Raw genomic sequence first — 17,903 nt, 5'->3', positions numbered from 1 at the left:
AGTTGTTGCAATGTAATTCGTTCAGGCTCAGAAAGTGTTATCTTCGATTTCATAAGAACAGGTGGAAAATCGGGTTATCGGGTTATTGATTATAACAGTAATGCAGATAATTTATCTTATTAACTTAGTTTTTATTTTTATCAATGATTATCCGTCAGATATTTCCAATTACGCTGAATACTGGTGCCACTTAAAAATAAAGAGGTATCGCATGGAACAACAATATTTCATTGGTGTTAATGCTGGCTCAGCCCGTGGGCAAGCAGCTATTTTTGCTCTAAAAGGTAAGCGGCTGGCATTTTCCACCCGCCCTAGCCAATAATTTTACCCCAGAAAAAATTTTTTCGAAAAATCCTCAGCAGACTTTACCAAACCAACACCAATAACATTAATTTATTTAATAAAAAACAAAATGACTAGTGGATTTACATATCAGTAAGAAAGATATTTACTCACAGTTATCTGCTCAAACAAACATAGATAATATTTTCGTGGCAATAAAAATTGCAGGACATCTTTGAAGATGTTTGGTTTCTGGACGCCCGAACACTTTCAAGATATTTCGATAGCGGGTATTCATTTTCCTTTTATTGATAACGCGCGAAAAAATGGTGGGCGCGTCTTCGGATTTCAACTAAAAACAGGTAGATTACTCCCTGCCCTAACAATACACCCACGATAGTGATAACGATACCAACCATTTGTGCCAAATTGGGCATGTTGCCCATAATCACCTGGATAATAAGTGCAAAAATTGGAACGAAATTGAAAAATATCGCCGTCTTTCCTGCTCCACGAATTGCAACCCCCATATTCCAAAAAAGATAAGCAATTGTGGATCCGCCAATGCCGATATAAATACAGGCCAAATGGCTTTCAAACGTTCCAGATGATAATGCAGGGATGGGTGACTCAACAAAAAATGCAATAAAAGCTAACATAATTGCACCAAAAAACATCGTCCAACTGGTCGTCTCCAATGGTGTCGCATTTTTAATAAACTTCCGTATCCCTACTGTATACATCGCCCAACCAAGGCTCCCGATAAAAATGATCATATCGCCGGTTGCCACCTGAATTTTACCATCTAAAATCAACTGACCATTGGTAATGACTAAAGCAACGCCTAACAAGCTAATCGCCATGCCTACTATACGCATAAACTCAGGTAACTGACGGTATATAATGGCTTCAAGAATATTGGCAGAAATAGGCGTCGTAGCAACTATCAACGCAGCCGTGATCGGACTTGCGCTTTGAAGACCAACAAAAAAAGCACCATTGAATCCTGCGACGCCAATCGCCCCAAGGATAATAAATTCTCGCCAGTTTTGTTTCAAAACCTTGCCATGAATTCCTTCTTTCCATGCCAAGAAAATGAAAATACAGATGACCGCAAAGAAAAAGCGCTCAACAGAAGCTGTCCACGGAGGCAGGCTCACAAGAGCCAATTTAGTTACCTGAAAATTTGATCCCCAAAAGAATGTTGCAATTAACGTTAGCATAACCGCGATCTGTGATGTTGTTCTCATATCCATTACCTTAATTTTTCGATCTCTTCACCCATTAAACTGGGCCACTTTTGGCAAAATCATTGTGGCATCTTTCAAATTTGAAATATTTAGACAATATTGGTAATCAATTTTTCATTAATGGAAATCACATCGTGCAAACACTTATTTGGGATGATATTCGAGTATTTTTAACAGTCACACGAATGGGCACTATCAGTAAGGCAGCAGATACCCTTGGTATCGGTGTGGCAACTGTATCGCGAAAAATCGAACGACTGGAATCCACTTTCGGGATGCCTTTATTTTTGCGACATCAGGCGGGGTATCGGTTAACAGAAGATGGCGCAAAGCTATTAGAAAAGGCTGAGGCTATGGAAATGGCAGCAAGCTCATTTCTATTTGAAGCCGATATACGAGCTGCCATTGCGGGAACAGTACGACTTGCGACGCTGGAGACGTTAGCCAATTATTTAATTTTACCGGGCTTATCCACCTTACAAAAAAATCATCCAAAATTGGCACTGGAAATCACAACCGATATCTACTCTGTTAATCTCCACCGCCGCGATGCTGACTTAGCACTCCGCATCATCAGACCGGAACAAGGTCATGTTAATGTTCGTCGACTGGGAACGTTGGGATTTGGCCTTTATGGAAGTACAGATTATTTGGCAACCTGCGCTTCTGGCCTATTTCACGGTGAATATGACAATGCTAGCTTTATTGGCTGGACAGGTGAACACTCACAACTTCCTTCTGTTAGCTGGCTTAAGCAAGCTCTAAAAGGTCGTCCACTTTCAATTTCAACAACATCAATTTTTACTCAGATTACAGCAGCGAGTGAAGGGCTTGGATTAGCTGTATTACCCCATATTGCGGCCTGTAATACCGGGCTTATCTGTGTTTCGCGTGACTTGGGTATAGATAGACCTATCTGGCTTGTGATTCAGTCTGATTTAGCTCACTCGCCGAGGATACGGAAAGTCGCCGATTTTTTGGCTGATATCGTTTTTCAGAATAGAGATAAGCTTTCAGGACAAACTGGCATTAACTTCTTTAAAAATTAAAAAAGCAAAAGACGGAGTGTCTTTTTAACAATCTTCTACCAATATGTCAGTATTTCAGAATTGATAAATAAATCCTCACAGGTGATCTATATGAGTAAAAAAAATTTATGGAAAACTGATGAGAAACGTTGGCAGGCCATCATTGAACGCAATAAGGATGCTGACAGCCATTTTGTATATGCCGTGCGTACTACGGGAATATATTGTTTGCCATCCAGTACCGCACGCCTTCCAAAACGGGAAAATGTGATATTTTTCGACAACGAAAATGAAGCCCAACAGCAAGGTTACCGACCAAGTAAACGCCAACGTAGTAATCAGCCTGAGTTGGAAGCCAATTATCTTGCCAAGATTGCAAAAGCATGTCGCTATATTGAACAAAATGAAGGGCATATCACACTGGAACATCTCGCTAACCATGTGGGAATGAGCACATTTCATTTTCATCGATTATTCAAAGCGAAAACAGGATTAACGCCAAAATCCTACGCAAATGCCCATCGTAGTCAGCGTTTACGGGATAATTTACAACAAAATAACAGTGTCACTGAAGCTATTTTCGATGCCGGATTTAATTCCAGCAGCCGGTTTTATGAAATCTCATCCAATTTATTAGGTATGACACCCACTGTCTGGCGTGCCGGCGGTAAAGGGATGCAAATTCACTTTGCGTTAGGAATTTGTACATTAGGCCACATCTTAGTAGCGCAAAGTCAGAAAGGTATTTGTGCCATTTTACTGGGAGATGATCCAAACAAACTCCTTCAGGATCTACAGGATAAATTCCCTCAGGCGGAATTTATCGGTGGAGATCCCCAGTTTGAGCAACTCATTGCACAAGTTGTCGGCTTCGTCGAAACCCCAGAAACAGAATTGAAATTACCATTGGATATTTGTGGCACAGCATTTCAACAACGCGTCTGGTTAGCATTGCGAGAAATTCCGGTGGGTACAACCGTCAGTTATACCGACATTGCCAAACGCATCGGTTCCCCCAAAGCTGTACGTGCCGTTGCCAGTGCCTGTGCAGCCAATATGTTGGCAGTTGCTATTCCATGCCATCGCGTGGTCAGAAATGATGGTGCTTTATCTGGGTATCGTTGGGGAATTGAACGTAAACGTGAGTTATTAAATCGAGAGGAAAAAACACGATGAAGGTAACAATTGATATCGTATATCAACTTGATCTATCCCATCGCCTGATGAATATAAACTGGGAGGACACTATCGAACAGTTAAATACTTTCGGTCATATTCATCAGAGCCAAATTCTAACAGCCAATAAATGCGATTCTCTGGTAGCTCTATATCCGAGAAATAAATTATTTCGTATCCATATTCATATGACACGACACAATTTTGGCAAGGGTATTTTTCACGATGCACGGTGACAATAATGATAAAAGATTTATTCGCAGACGATGACAACATTATTCGCCAATACAAAGAACCGCTGGCAGAAGATGCGATTATTCTACGAGGTTTTGCTCTTGGATTCGCCTAATGGCAACATCAACGTATAAGGCTCCAACGGTGATTGGGTAAAACCAAGACGGGTATAGAACGCACGAGCGTTCTCATCAAGGACGTGGACGATGATTGCGGAAATGCCGACTTGTTCTGCTGTGCTAGCAACACGCTTCCAAGCATCCTGAAGAAGTAATGCGTCTAACTTTTTTCCCTGATACGTTACATCGACCGCTAAACGACCGAGTAGCACGACAGGGATTGGATTAGGCATATTACGTTTAAGCGCGGGGGTTGATTCAATATGATTAATTGAACCCGCGCTTAAACAATAATAACCGATAACGTCTTTTGTACCCTCCTTACAAATAACGAATGTACGGCTCGCTCCGAGCTTATTATTTTTTAAATCCCGGCGCGAAAGCCACTCATTTAATGTTTCATGCTGACAATAAAAATCATTGAGATTATGTTCAGCTGTTAGTAATTCCGGTGCGCTTATTCCCAAGGTGCTTTATACTCCATCAGTTTTTTAAAGCCCGCATTCTCAGAAAGCGGTTTCTCCAACATCTGCATGAACGCTTGATATTTTTCGTCGTCAACGAAAAAGTGACGCTGTTCGAGTATGGACTCTTCGGCTGCGCGACACGCTGCATCCAAGATAAAATCCGTCCGCGTCTTTGAATTCAGACTTGCTGCGTGGTCAATAAGCTCCCGCTGAAATGCTTTTGCCCGTATATTAATCGGGGTTTCTTTCGGTTGTGTTCTCATAAATCACCTATGTGGCAAATGGATATACAAATAGTATAACAGGTTGTATAGCTAATAGCTATACAATACGATTTCGCTAAATCACACGGAAAAGTATGCCCCATGCAAGACATCATCCATTGGTGTGCCTGGCTGAGTGGCTCGTGACCACGCTTTTGCCGCAGGAAAAATTTGTATCCATTTTGACAACGTTTCGCGGCCTTGTATCGTGCGATGCTCTGGTAGCCGAATATCCACATAGGAGAGAATGCCCTCCGCGTCGGCAAATTGCTCCGGTTTTGCCTCTATGCCATCGGGATTACCAAAAAAGGAGGATATCAGACGGCTAAATGTGAATGATCCTTTCAGTTCGGCACATCAAATCGTGCTTCGTAGAACTGTGCGCGATCAAACAAACTTACAACAACGCATCTGGTTAGCATTGCGAGAAATTCCGGTGGGTACAACCGTCAGTTATACCGACATTGCCAAACGCATCGGTTCCCCCAAAGCTGTACGTGCCGTTGCCAGTGCCTGAGGACACTATCGAACAGTTAAATACTTTCGGTTATATTCATCAGAGCCAAATTCTAACAGCCAATGAATGCGATTCTCTGGTAGCTCTATATCCGAGAAATAAATTATTTCGCACCCATACTCATATGCCATGACACAATTTTGGCAAGGGTATTTTTCACGATGCACGGTGACAATAATGATAAAAGATTTATTCGCAGACGATGACAACATTATTCGCCAATGGAAAGAACCGCTGGCAAAAGATGCGATTATTCTACGAGGTTTTGCTTATAGCAAGGCACCAATATTGTTGCAGAACATCATGGATATTGCTGAAAATGCACCTTTTCGCTATTTCATGACGCCAAGTGGACACATGATGTCAGTCAGTATGACCAACTGTGGTCAGCTTGGTTGGATAAGTGATAAACAAGGATATCGCTATACAGAAAATGATCCCCTTTCCGGCCAAAAATGGCCAAAGATGCCAGAAATATTCCAGCAACTCGCTCAAAAAGCCGCCAGTCAAGCAGGATTTACTGATTTCATCCCAGATGCCTGCCTAATCAATCGCTACCATCCTGGTTCACGTTTAAATTTACACCAAGATAAAAACGAAATAGACCTTTCTCAACCCATTGTATCTGTTTCTTTAGGATTGCCGGCTACCTTTCTATTTGGTGGATTGCAACGTGAATACCCATGCCAACGTGTTCTGCTGACTCACGGCGATATTATCGTATGGGGAGGAAGTTCTCGGCTTCGTTATCATGGAATACTGCCACTAAAAGATGGAGTTACTCCTTGGCCACTGCAAGATAATGTTCGTTATAACCTAACGTTCAGGCGGGTTTTTCCAGTCTGAAAATCAACCAAACAGTGCCATTAAAATGATTGGGATAAAAGGAAGCAATCAAATTCAATGCTTCCCCTATCTAATTTTTATCATAAATGCGACAAGCATTATACACACCGTTTTTTTAGCAAAGCCATCTCCATGAGATCGCAGTATTGACCATTTCTGAGTGATTCCATACGCCGTATACCTTCCTTTTCAAATCCAAATTTTTTATATAATGCAATTGCCTTTTCATTATCAGCAAAAACTCCCAACTCAATTCTGATACAACCTAACCAGTTAAATGCGTAATCAATAGCAAATGCCATCATCTTTGAACCAACCCCTTTGCCTGAGTAATCCGCATCAACCCCAATACCAATGCCCACCGCATGCCTGCGCCTTGGGTTCGCATAGGTAAATAACCCTAATGATCCCACAGCTTTACCATCTACTTCTGCGACAAAATCAATATCTCCTCGCATCTTATTTAACTTTAAACGTTCTCTCCACATATCATGTGAAGGGCATGGACGTTGCAAAGTATTGGGGTAAACATTCGGATGACTATAAATTCGTTGATAATGTTCAGCATCTTCAGGTTCAGTCGCCCTGATTATAATTTCCATATATACCTCTTATAATAACTAATAAAAATATTTGGAATTCACTGATATTATATTAATACGATTATTTAATTTATTCAGAGTTAAATTTTCTTATCTTATTATAAATGGATTTTTTATATTAATAAATTAAACCCCATACACCAAATAGATAAAAAACGATCAAAAACAAAAGCTTTCTCTATCGGGTTTATTATTTTCAATAATAATATCACTCAAATCTGCTGTTAATTAAAGCCATTCCCATAACATCACAATATTGACCATTTCTTAATGACTGCATACGCCGAATACCTTCTACTTCGAACCCAAATTTTTTGTACAAGGCTATTGCTTTTTCATTATCAATAAATACTTCCAATTCAATTCTGATACAGCCTAACCAGTTGAACGCATAATCAATCACGAACGCCATCAATTTTGAACCAATACCTTTCCCTGCATAAGCCGCATCAACACCAATACCGATGCCTACCGCATGTCTTCGCCTTGGATTGGCATGGGTAAATACCCCTATTGTCCCCACAACCTTGCCATTTACTTCAGCGACAAACTCCATATCGCCTTGATTTTTAATTGACTTCAAACGCTCCTTCCACATTTCACGCGAAGGACATGGGCGTTGCAAAGTATTAGCATAAACTTCCGGGTGACTATAAATTCGTTGATAATGCTCAGCATCTTCAGGCTCAGTTGCCCTGATTATAATTTCCATGTATACCTCTTTTTCGACTTGACTCCCTTTATAACTACCTGATAAAAAAATAAATGTAAATAGTCTTTAAAAATTATTTAAAATAATAATTTTACCTGTTCATAATGTTATTTAATATCGGTTTATTTTCTTTGGAGTGCCTATGGTTCAGGAAAATTTAGCTATTTTTAAACTTATCAAACAACTTGAAGTCAGCCTTCATGGCGAGAAAAGAAATCATGCCGATTGGCTTAATACTGTATTACACGATGATTTTCTGGAAATCAGTAAATCAGGCCATATTTATACTAAAAAAATCGTGTTCAACGAATTAACAGCAGAAATAAAAACTACTTCCCCAATTTTTTCACATCACTTCTCTATAAACCGTCTGGATGAAAATATTGCTTTACTCACTTATCAATCTTATGAAATGGATCAAGCTGGCAATCCATTCAATCAAGCACTTCGTTCATCAATTTGGCAATTATCTTCGGGTAACACATGGCAACTTAGATTCCATCAAGGCACGCCCATGACCGCATAACGAAAAAATGGCCCAATTTTTGGGCCACTGATATTTAATTTATGGGATTTTTATTATTCAATAAGTAAGGCGGGCCTTACGTTTTTTCACAATCTGAAACCCAATCACCAAAATAATGAACCAAACGGGTGTTGCGATCAAAGCTTGACGAGTATCCGGTTGCAAAGAAAGCAATACCAAAACAAAAGCAAAGAAAGCTAAACATACCCAGGACATCACAATACCAAACGGCATTTTGTACACCGAAGCCTGATGCAAAGCCGGACGATGTTTCCTATAAGCCAGATAGGAACACAAAATCATGCTCCAAATAAACATAAACAGAATAGCGGAAACAGTTGTTACCAAAGTAAAAACTCGCATCACATCAGGAATAAAGTAGATCAATATGACGCCAAAAGAGAGGCACAAACAAGTAAAAATTAACCCCGATGCCGGAACCGAACGGCGGGAAAGCTGACTAAACTGCTTTGGTGCATTCCTTTCTTTAGCCAGACCGAACAACATCCGGCTGGTAGAAAAAACACCACTATTTGCCGAAGATGCGGCAGAAGTCAGTACCACAAAGTTTACAATACTGGCGGCAGCAGGTAATCCAATCAGAACAAATAATTCTACAAAAGGACTTTTATCCGCAATGATTGCTCGCCACGGAGTGACCGACATAATCACAATCAGCGCCAAAACATAAAACGTAATGATACGAATTGGAATGGCATTAATCGCTTTTGGCAAAGATTTCATCGGATTTTTAGTTTCCGCGGCGGCGGTTCCCACCAATTCAATGCCGACAAAAGCAAATATCGCTATCTGGAATCCAGCAAAAAAGCCACTCAGCCCCATTGGGAACATACCGCCATCATTCCAGACATTAGAAAGTGCAGCGACATGCCCTGCCGGAGATTGGAAATGTACGCCAATTAAGATGCCTCCCGTGACAATTAGGGTGACAATCGCGATAATTTTGATCATGGCAAACCAAAATTCGAGTTCCCCAAACAATTTTACTGTCGCGAGATTTAGAGTCAGCAATACCAAAACGCACAGGAGCGAAGTTCCCCATTCGGGAAAATTCGGTGTCCAATATCCGACATAAGCAGTAATAGCAACAATATCCGCGATGCCAGTAATGACCCAACAGAACCAGTAAGTCCAGCCTACAAAAAAACCGGCCCACGGCCCTAATAAATCCGCCGCAAAATCACTGAACGACTTATAGTGCAAATTGGAAAGCAATAACTCTCCCATTGCACGCATAACGAAAAACAGCATAAACCCGATGATCATATAAACAAAAATGATCGACGGCCCCGCAAGGGAGATGGTCTTGCCTGATCCCATAAACAAGCCAGTACCGATGGCACCACCAATTGCGATTAACTGTATATGTCGGTTAGTGAGACTTCGCTGTAAATGCGAACCTTCAGTTTCAGGAGTGTGAATCGGTTGTATTTTTTCTTCCATAGTTGTATCCAATTTATTCTCACAGCATGGCCTTAATACCCTCAAGCTGTGTTTAAGGGAACATTGTGACATAGACAACCGCGGTATTAACAGAAGGATTTCACATGAAAAACAAGACGGTTACAATTCAATCTATCAGCAGACAGCACATTGTGCATATTTTATTCACATGATAAAAAATGGATATAGCCCATTGACGTCTCGTTAACGTTGGAGAATAATTTATCGTATTGGGTCGTTAGCTCAGTTGGTAGAGTAGCTGACTCTTAATCAGCCAGTCCGGGGTTCGAGCCCCCGACGACCCACCAGGATTATCAAGGGCTTGCGTTAATTTCGTGAGTCCTTTGTTTTTGCTAGGATCTTTATAGGATACTTTTAGAAGTTAATGCAAAAACTGATGCTATATAATTGATGACTCTAAAAAAGAGTGAAAATATTTTATTGATCAATACACAGAAATGAAATTTAAAGAAATGGGTGATCAATCTTTAGCAGTGAAATCAACAAATGAAATGCTATCATCTTTGTTTCAATCTCTGATTAAAGAGTTAGTAATTGACTTAACTGCACCCCAAAAGTTAAACATTAACTAATCAAGGTGCAGTTCATTATTCAGAGATTTTTTATTACAGCGGGTTTATTTAGTTCTATAATGCGCTTCTGCTTCAGAAAAACGCTGTTGTATTGCCTGACTTGGGGCTTTACCGAGCAGACTCACCACTACAATCGCAATCGAGGAGAAAATAAAGCCCGGGATGATCTCATACAACGAGAACCAACGGAATTCCATCCAAACCAAAACAGTAATTGCACCCACAAGCATACCTGCCAGAGCACCATTACGAGTCATACGTTTCCACAATACAGAAATCAAAACCACCGGGCCAAACGCCGCACCAAATCCAGCCCAAGCATTACTGACTAAAGCCAATACCTTATTGTTTGGGTTAGTTGCGATCACGATGGCAATGATTGCCACCAGCAAAACCATCATACGACCAATCCATACCAATTCTTTCTGGCTGGCTTTGGTACGTATAAATGCTTTATAGAGATCTTCTGTCAACGCGCTGGAACAAACCAACAACTGACAGCTCAATGAACTCATAACCGCAGCCAGTACCGCAGACAGCAATACTCCGGTGATCCATGGATTAAACAAGAGCACACCTAATTCCATAAAGATACGTTCACGGTTTTGCAATACTGGCCCTGCCTGCTCTGGATATATTTCAAAATATGAGATACCAAAGAAGCCAACAGCCACTGTTCCCGCAAGACACAGCAACATCCACGTCATACTGATGCGGCGGGCTTTATGAATAGTCTGGTGGGAATCTGCCGCCATGAAACGAGCCAGAATGTGTGGCTGACCGAAATAGCCTAATCCCCATCCCAACAAAGAAGCAATGGCAATAATATTCAGATTCTTAAACATATCTAAATAGGCCGGATTTTTTGCTTCAATAATATTGATGGCGGTGCCAACTCCTCCCACTTTGAACAGAACCAACACAGGAACCAAAATCAAAGCAAAAATCATCAACGTTGCCTGGACCGTATCCGTCCAGCTTACTGCAAGAAAACCACCGAGGAAGGTATAGGCAATTGTCGCCAATGCGCCCAACCAAATCGCTTTTTCGTAGCTGATACCAAACGTGTTTTCAAACAATAGCCCACCAGCCACAACACCCGATGCACAGTAAATAGTAAAGAAAATCAAGATAACCAGTGCAGAGATAATACGCAGGATTCTGCTTTTATCTTCAAAGCGATGAGTGAAATAATCTGGTAACGTCAACGCGTTATTACTCACTTCGGTATGTACACGTAACCTACCTGCAATCCATCGCCAATTCAGGTATGCGCCCAGCAGCAGGCCTAACGCGATCCAACTTTCTGAAATGCCAGAGAAAAAAATAGCCCCCGGCAATCCCATTAATAACCAGCCACTCATATCAGAAGCGCCAGCAGATAATGCCGTTACCACACTACCCAATCGCCGGCCACCTAATATGTAATCATCAAAATTTTTGGTGGAACGATAAGCCATAAAGCCTATCAGCAACATCCCCACGATGTAGATAATGAAGGTAATGAGCATTGGTGAATTTACTGTCATGCAGGTTCTTCTCCATAGTGTTTTTATGAATCATGCGCAAATGTGTTATCTGCGTAAATAATGTTGTCTGTACTTAAGGTACGTTTTTTCAAGTGCTTATTTTTCAAGTACTTTTTTTCTTCCTTATTAAACTGCAAGAAGAAGTTGTACTCCAAGATAACATTAGTTTTCATTAAGTAATATTTACTATCGAAATTATTCTAAAATTACATTCTATCCTAATTTAGCTAAAACATTATTAACAACTAATTAACGATATTTTTTATAAAAAACGCTTGCTAAATCACATTTATCATTCCAAAGGTTGCACTTTTCATTTAGTAACGGGTTATACCACGCCTTTATGAGCCTGAATTAAAATTCATATATATCAATTAGATAAAAAAACAGAAGCCATAATACTCACCACAGGAATAATAAAAACTAGATTAATTTCACAAATTTAGAACGGCCGCTTTTAACAAAGTTGCACAAAGTTGCAACATAGCAGATATTGTTATGCAACTTGGTTAAGTTTTACCTATTAAGGAGTGAGAATGGGTAGTACCACTATGGGCGTGAAGCTCGATGAAGCAACGCGTAATCGTATTAGATCTGCTGCACAACGAATTGAACGCACACCACACTGGCTGATTAAGCAAGCCATTTTTAATTATCTTGAACGTCTGGAAAACGAGGAAAAGATCCCAGAAATATCAGCGGGTCAGGATAGCAAAGAAGAAAAGATTTCCGAAGAAGAATCACCGATTGAGGCGCCTTATCAGCCATTTTTGGATTTCGCCGAGCATATTTTACCCCAATCGGTGAAACGTTCCGCAATTACTTCTGCCTATCGTCTGCCAGAGACACAGGCAGTTCCTATGCTGTTGCAACGTGCACAGCTCTCAGAAGAACAAACCAAGGCGACTCACAAGCTTGCTTATTCCATTGCAGAAAAACTGCGCCAGCAAAAACAAGGAATCGGGCGTTCCGGGTTAGTCCAGGGGTTATTACAGGAGTTTTCACTTTCTTCTCAGGAAGGTGTGGCGTTGATGTGTCTTGCCGAAGCCCTGTTACGCATTCCCGATAAGGCCACCCGCGATGCTTTAATCCGCGATAAAATCAGTAACGGCAATTGGCACTCCCATCTGGGACAAAGCCCTTCCATGTTTGTTAACGCTGCAACGTGGGGATTACTGTTCACCGGCAAGCTGGTATCTACCCACAATGAAGCTAAGCTATCCAAATCCCTGAACCGCATTATCAGTAAAAGCGGCGAGCCATTGGTACGCAAAGGTGTGGATATGGCAATGCGCCTGATGGGTGAGCAATTTGTTACTGGGGAAACTATCGCTCAAGCCCTTGCCAATGCCCGCAAGCTGGAAGAGAAAGGCTTCCGTTATTCCTATGACATGCTTGGTGAAGCCGCGCTGACCGAAGAAGATGCCCAAGCTTACATGGTTTCCTACCAACAGGCGATCCACGCCATTGGTAAAGCATCCAACGGTCGCGGTATCTATGAAGGGCCGGGTATTTCCATCAAACTCTCTGCCCTGCACCCCCGTTATAGCCGTGCGCAGTATGAACGTGTTATAGATGAACTCTATCCACGCCTGCTCGCTCTCACTTTACAAGCGCGCCAATATGATATTGGTATCAATATCGATGCAGAAGAAGCCGATCGTCTGGAAATCTCCCTCGATTTACTGGAAAAATTGTGTTTTGAACCAAAATTGGAAGGCTGGAACGGTATTGGTTTTGTCATTCAGGCGTACCAGAAACGCTGTCCGTTCGTGATTGACAGTATTATTGACTTGGCACAACGCAGCCGCCACAGGTTGATGATCCGTCTGGTGAAAGGCGCTTATTGGGATAGTGAAATCAAACGTGCTCAAATCGATGGCTTAGAAGACTATCCGGTGTATACCCGCAAGGTTTATACTGATGTTTCTTACCTCGCCTGTGCCCGTAAGTTGCTTTCTGTTCCGAATTTAATCTATCCACAGTTTGCTACCCATAACGCCCATACTTTATCTGCAATCTATCATTTGGCCGGGCAGAACTATTATCCGGGGCAATATGAGTTCCAATGTCTGCATGGCATGGGTGAGCCTCTTTATGAGCAGGTAGTCGGAAAAGTTGCCGATGGCAAACTCAATCGCCCATGTCGCATCTATGCGCCAGTAGGAACGCATGAAACGCTGCTGGCTTATCTGGTACGCCGCCTGCTGGAAAATGGTGCCAATACCTCATTCGTCAATCGCATTGCAGATACTTCCCTGCCGATTGATGAATTGGTTGCTGATCCGGTGAAAATCGTACAAGAGTTAGCGCAGACAGAAGGGCAAATCGGTCTGCCGCATCCTAAAATTCCTCTGCCGCATGATTTATACGGTAAAACCCGCGTCAATTCATCAGGGTTGGATCTCTCCAATGAACATCGTTTGGCTTCCCTTTCCAGTGCCTTGCTGAGTTCATCAATGGAAACGTGGAGCAGTGAACCTTTGTTGGGTGGTGATTACCAGCACACCGGAGAATTGCCTGCGGCTAAGCCTGTGAATAATCCAGTCAAGCCTTCAGATATCGTCGGTTATGTTCGTGAAGCTACTGAGCAGGAAGTCAGCCATGCGTTGAATACCTCCACTGATGCCGGAGCAATTTGGTTTGCCACACCGCCATCAGAACGTGCAGCGATTCTGGTACGTGCGGCCGAGTTGATGGAAAATAACCTGCAATCTTTGCTCGGTATTTTAGTCCGTGAAGCGGGTAAAACTTTCAATAATGCGATTGCCGAAGTACGAGAAGCAGTAGATTTTCTCTATTATTACGCTGATCAAGTGCGTCAGGATTTCGCCAATGATACCCATCGCCCACTGGGAACTGTGGTGTGTATCAGTCCGTGGAACTTCCCTCTGGCTATTTTCACCGGCCAAATCGCGGCGGCATTAGCAGCCGGTAATAGTGTCCTGGCAAAACCCGCAGAACAAACACCATTGATTGCCGCTGTTGCCGTGAAAATGCTTCATCAGGCAGGTATTCCTCGTGGTGTACTGCAATTACTGCCGGGTCAAGGGGAAACTGTGGGAGCCTCTCTGGTCGGGGATAAACGTGTACGCGGCGTGATGTTTACCGGTTCTATCGAAGTTGCCAGCTTATTGCAGCGCAATATTGCCGGTCGTCTCGATGCCCAAGGTCATCCAACACCGTTGATCGCAGAAACTGGTGGTTTAAATGCCATGATCGTTGATTCTTCTGCCTTGACCGAACAAGTTGTTACCGACGTGGTTGCTTCCGCCTTTGACAGTGCCGGTCAACGTTGTTCTGCCCTGCGTATCCTGTGTGTTCAGGAAGATGTCGCAGAAAGAACGATTGCCATGCTGAAAGGCGCGATGGCTGAGTGCCGGATGGGTAATCCTGAGCGTTTATCAACAGATATCGGCCCGGTGATTGATGCAGAAGCCAAAGCGGGTATCGAGCGCCATATCCAAGCTATGCGCACTAAAGGCCGGGCTATTTATCAGGCCGCGCATGAAAATGCAATGGATAGTCAGGAGTGGTCACAAGGCACTTTCGTCAAACCAACGCTGATCGAGCTGGAAAGTTTTAGTGAACTGAAAAAAGAAATTTTCGGCCCGGTTCTGCATATCGTGCGTTTCAAACGTGATGAATTGGACAAGCTGCTGGATCAAATCAATGCTTCCGGTTATGGCTTAACACTGGGAATTCATACTCGCATTGATGAAACCATCGCACAAGTCACCAGTAAAGCTAAAGTTGGTAACTTATATGTTAACCGCAATATGGTTGGCGCGGTCGTCGGTGTGCAACCATTTGGTGGCGAAGGTTTGTCAGGCACAGGGCCAAAAGCAGGCGGGCCGCTGTATCTGTATCGTTTGCTGTCACAACGTCCTGTCAATGCAGCCAGCCAAACACTGGAGCGTCAGGATGCAGAATATGAACTTGATGCCAAAATGCGTGTCATTCTGCATACCCCACTCTACAAATTGGCTGATTGGGCAACCACACAAAATAATGATGTATTAGGCCAAGTGATTCATGAATACAGTTTACTGGCGCAAGGTGGAACAGTACGCGTACTGCCGGGACCAACCGGAGAACGTAATACTTATACTTTACTGCCACGTGGTCATGTATTGTGCCTTGCAGATAACGAGCAAGATGCGTTGGTGCAATTAGCCGCGGTACTTTCTGTCGGTTGCCAAGCCATCTGGGAGAAGGACGAATTGCATCAAGAATTGCAGCGTCAATTGCCGGATGAAGTTCGTCAGCATATTCATTGGGTTAACGACTGGCAAAATGAGAAAACAGCAATAGCAATGCAAGCGGTTATTCATCACGGCGATTGCGATCAACTGCGTCAGGTTTGCGGTGTGATTGCGCAGCGTAAAGGGCCAATTATCTCCGTACAAGGGTTTGCCCGTGGTGAAACCAATCTGTTGCTGGAACGCTTACTGCATGAACGTTCATTAAGTGTAAATACCGCAGCGGCAGGCGGTAATGCCAGCTTAATGACAATTGGTTAATAACATGTCATTAAAGTAAGTTAGCTAACATAAATGGTTTAAAATGAATTGATTAAAAAGAGTTAATTAAGATTAATTTATTATAAATACATAACCATTTTAATATATAGCAGTAAGAATATGTAACAACAGAAATAATATGGAAACAGAGAGGGGAATGCGTGACAATCGCATTCCCCTCTAAAATCGTTCAAACCGGCTAACGTTATTTATCGATATAATTAATTAATGACCGTTCTGTTGCCAGCTCAGATATTGCTCATATTTACGCAGCGCGATATTGTAATTACTGAAAGCAGACTGAGACAATTTTTCGCTGAGTTGTTCCTGAATTTTTTCTGGCGTAAATTCATTAGCCGAATAATTACTTGAAGTCAGTAATTCATCCAAACGTCTTAAACGAACCACATACTCACGCACAGTACTATGACTCATCTCTGTTTGTTCAAACAAATACTGTTTAAATGACATAATGTCGAAATAATCAGTCTGGCTATTGCAATAAATTTCACTACAAAAGCGGCACAGCGCCACAAATTTACCCTGTAACTCATTCCAAGTTTTATCATCCACCAATTCAGTCATCTCAGAAATAGCTTCTTTATTGATGACTTGACCGTTAAAAACAAGTGAAATACGATCAAGTGTTTTATGGCAGTGCAAACAATGAGTCTGACTATGTTTATAGTCTTTGATATAACGGCTAAGAGGCCGTTTCTTTTGTGTTGTAACAGACATAAGAGATAAAGCCCTGTGTATAGTCTTAACAAAAAACAAATAAGCAAAAAGTTACTTCTCTGGATTCAAACGCGCCTTCAGCCTTTTTATGGCCTGACTGTGAAGCTGACTTACGCGGGACTCCCCTACGTTAAGCACTGCGCCGATCTCTTTAAGATTGAGCTCTTCCTGATAGTACAGCGTAAGAACCATCTTTTCCCGTTCAGGCAATGATTCGATGACATCGATTACCCGCTGACGAAGATCACTTTCCAGTAGTTGTTGGAGAGGATTTGTCTCATGCTCTTCCTCAATCACTGGCTCACAACTTTCACCGTGAATTTCGTGCCATTCGTCATAAGAAAATAGTTGACTGTTATTTGTGTCTAACAGTATTTGCCGATATTCTATCAGATTAATCTTTAATTCTTTAGCAACTTCCTGCTCACTGGCTGGACGGCCTAACTCTTGCTCAAGTTTACGGATGGTCTGCGTGACTTCACGTGCGTTACGCCGCACACTACGCGGAGCCCAATCACGGCTCCTCAACTCATCCAACATTGCACCTCTGATGCGCTGTACCGCATAGGTGGTAAAGGCCGTTCCCTGTAGGGAATCGAACCGCTCCACCGCATTCAGTAAGCCTATGCCACCGGCCTGAAGCAAATCATCGAGTTCTACGCTGGCAGGCAACCTGACCTGTAGCCTCAGAGCTTCATGGCGAACCAGTGGTACATAGCGCTTCCAGAGGCTATTTTTGTCCATCACGCCTTCGGCGGTATACAAATCGCTCACAACAACAGACACCTTTGGATAAGAGACTGGATACCATTATCCAATCCCCTAATCGGTACAATCGTTTGAACAATGAAGTAAAAGCACTTCTTTTTCACCTATGCGAAATTTTTGATGTCCGCCCAAATGAATAGCAAGTTTCAGGCTGTCCTTGACGATCTTTATAAAAACAATTACCAAAAAATAAGGATCGGCGAACCGATCCTTATTTTATAAGCGTTGTTTATGCAGGTTACCCTGCATAAGTGCCCAACTGGAAA

15 protein-coding genes, 1 tRNA gene and 2 pseudogenes are annotated in these 17,903 nt (G+C 42.3%); 8 read left to right on the top strand and 10 right to left on the bottom strand.

All coding sequences use genetic code 11. The features are described 5' to 3' along the window. Positions 1-523 precede the first annotated feature (523 nt). Positions 524-592, top strand: a pseudogene (locus Xenpb_RS20470) (hypothetical protein); the annotation flags it as partial. On the opposite strand, the gene Xenpb_RS11245 reads toward Xenpb_RS20470, so the two are convergent. Beyond that, positions 588-1,532 (bottom strand): DMT family transporter, encoded by a 945-nt coding sequence (locus Xenpb_RS11245; RefSeq protein WP_187654404.1) that lies wholly within the window; start codon positions 1,530-1,532, stop codon positions 588-590. The pseudogene Xenpb_RS20470 and the gene Xenpb_RS11245 overlap by 5 nt on opposite strands. Before the next feature lie 134 nt (positions 1,533-1,666). On the opposite strand from Xenpb_RS11245, the gene Xenpb_RS11240 reads away from it, so the two are divergent. After that, positions 1,667-2,581, top strand: coding sequence for a LysR family transcriptional regulator (locus Xenpb_RS11240; RefSeq protein WP_368666818.1), 915 nt, complete (start codon positions 1,667-1,669; stop codon positions 2,579-2,581). Positions 2,582-2,671: 90 nt separating this feature from the next. Continuing rightward, on the top strand, positions 2,672-3,736 hold the full coding sequence (gene ada / locus Xenpb_RS11235; RefSeq protein ID WP_187654403.1) for a bifunctional DNA-binding transcriptional regulator/O6-methylguanine-DNA methyltransferase Ada: 1,065 nt from the start codon (positions 2,672-2,674) through the stop codon (positions 3,734-3,736). Positions 3,737-4,055: 319 nt separating this feature from the next. On the opposite strand, the gene Xenpb_RS11230 is transcribed toward ada, so the two are convergent. The 3 genes from Xenpb_RS11230 to Xenpb_RS11220 all read right to left on the bottom strand — a co-directional run bounded on the left by Xenpb_RS11230 (position 4,056) and on the right by Xenpb_RS11220 (position 5,056). Beyond that, entirely contained in the window at positions 4,056-4,556 is a 501-nt protein-coding gene (locus Xenpb_RS11230) for a GNAT family N-acetyltransferase (RefSeq protein WP_187654402.1), read from the bottom strand. After that, the gene (locus Xenpb_RS11225; protein ID WP_187654401.1) at positions 4,547-4,819 is read right to left on the bottom strand and encodes a DUF1778 domain-containing protein; all 273 of its coding nucleotides are present in this window, start codon (positions 4,817-4,819) and stop codon (positions 4,547-4,549) included. The genes Xenpb_RS11230 and Xenpb_RS11225 overlap by 10 nt, the downstream gene beginning before the upstream one ends. A gap of 81 nt (positions 4,820-4,900) precedes the next feature. Then, positions 4,901-5,056: a hypothetical protein gene (locus Xenpb_RS11220; protein WP_187654400.1), complete on the bottom strand. Its 156-nt coding sequence runs from the start codon at positions 5,054-5,056 to the stop codon at positions 4,901-4,903. Positions 5,057-5,219: 163 nt separating this feature from the next. On the opposite strand from Xenpb_RS11220, the pseudogene Xenpb_RS11215 reads away from it, so the two are divergent. Both Xenpb_RS11215 and alkB read left to right on the top strand, forming a co-directional pair. Beyond that, positions 5,220-5,333, top strand: a pseudogene (locus Xenpb_RS11215) (methylated-DNA--[protein]-cysteine S-methyltransferase); the annotation flags it as partial. Between the two features lie 180 nt (positions 5,334-5,513). After that, the gene (alkB, locus tag Xenpb_RS11210; RefSeq protein WP_187654399.1) at positions 5,514-6,182 is read left to right on the top strand and encodes a DNA oxidative demethylase AlkB; all 669 of its coding nucleotides are present in this window, start codon (positions 5,514-5,516) and stop codon (positions 6,180-6,182) included. 98 nt (positions 6,183-6,280) lie between these two features. Here the strand turns inward: alkB and Xenpb_RS11205 are convergent, their stop codons facing one another. Further along, positions 6,281-6,784 carry a GNAT family N-acetyltransferase gene (locus Xenpb_RS11205; RefSeq protein WP_187654398.1) on the bottom strand — a complete coding sequence of 168 codons (504 nt, stop codon included), beginning with the start codon at positions 6,782-6,784 and terminating at the stop codon, positions 6,281-6,283. 208 nt (positions 6,785-6,992) lie between these two features. Next, positions 6,993-7,496: a GNAT family N-acetyltransferase gene (locus Xenpb_RS11200; protein ID WP_187654397.1), complete on the bottom strand. Its 504-nt coding sequence runs from the start codon at positions 7,494-7,496 to the stop codon at positions 6,993-6,995. Positions 7,497-7,638: 142 nt separating this feature from the next. Here Xenpb_RS11200 and Xenpb_RS11195 point away from each other — a divergent pair, with 142 nt between their 5' ends. Beyond that, positions 7,639-8,022, top strand: coding sequence for a DUF4440 domain-containing protein (locus tag Xenpb_RS11195; RefSeq protein WP_187654396.1), 384 nt, complete (start codon positions 7,639-7,641; stop codon positions 8,020-8,022). Between the two features lie 57 nt (positions 8,023-8,079). Here the strand turns inward: Xenpb_RS11195 and cycA are convergent, their stop codons facing one another. Continuing rightward, positions 8,080-9,486: a D-serine/D-alanine/glycine transporter gene (gene cycA / locus Xenpb_RS11190; protein WP_187654395.1), complete on the bottom strand. Its 1,407-nt coding sequence runs from the start codon at positions 9,484-9,486 to the stop codon at positions 8,080-8,082. Positions 9,487-9,718: 232 nt separating this feature from the next. Between cycA and Xenpb_RS11185 the strand changes: the two genes are divergently transcribed. Then, a tRNA-Lys gene (locus tag Xenpb_RS11185) sits at positions 9,719-9,794 on the top strand. 329 nt (positions 9,795-10,123) lie between these two features. Here Xenpb_RS11185 and putP read toward each other — a convergent pair. Continuing rightward, positions 10,124-11,608 carry a sodium/proline symporter PutP gene (gene putP / locus Xenpb_RS11180; RefSeq protein WP_187654394.1) on the bottom strand — a complete coding sequence of 495 codons (1,485 nt, stop codon included), beginning with the start codon at positions 11,606-11,608 and terminating at the stop codon, positions 10,124-10,126. A gap of 536 nt (positions 11,609-12,144) precedes the next feature. On the opposite strand from putP, the gene putA reads away from it, so the two are divergent. Next, positions 12,145-16,131 (top strand): trifunctional transcriptional regulator/proline dehydrogenase/L-glutamate gamma-semialdehyde dehydrogenase, encoded by a 3,987-nt coding sequence (gene putA / locus Xenpb_RS11175; protein WP_187654393.1) that lies wholly within the window; start codon positions 12,145-12,147, stop codon positions 16,129-16,131. Positions 16,132-16,356: 225 nt separating this feature from the next. Here putA and fliZ read toward each other — a convergent pair whose 3' ends face one another. Both fliZ and Xenpb_RS11165 read right to left on the bottom strand, forming a co-directional pair. After that, positions 16,357-16,869, bottom strand: a complete 513-nt coding sequence (gene fliZ / locus Xenpb_RS11170) for a flagella biosynthesis regulatory protein FliZ (protein ID WP_099114428.1) — start codon at positions 16,867-16,869, stop codon at positions 16,357-16,359. A 51-nt stretch (positions 16,870-16,920) separates the two neighbouring features. Further along, a complete protein-coding gene (locus tag Xenpb_RS11165; protein WP_187654392.1) occupies positions 16,921-17,643 on the bottom strand; it encodes an RNA polymerase sigma factor FliA in 723 nt (240 codons plus the stop codon). Positions 17,644-17,903 lie beyond the last annotated feature (260 nt).

The organism is Xenorhabdus sp. PB62.4, assembly GCF_014467285.1.
GTDB lineage: Bacteria > Pseudomonadota > Gammaproteobacteria > Enterobacterales > Enterobacteriaceae > Xenorhabdus.
The sequence above is the reverse complement of the archived record's forward strand: the minus strand, read 5'-3'. Positions and strand labels throughout refer to the sequence as shown.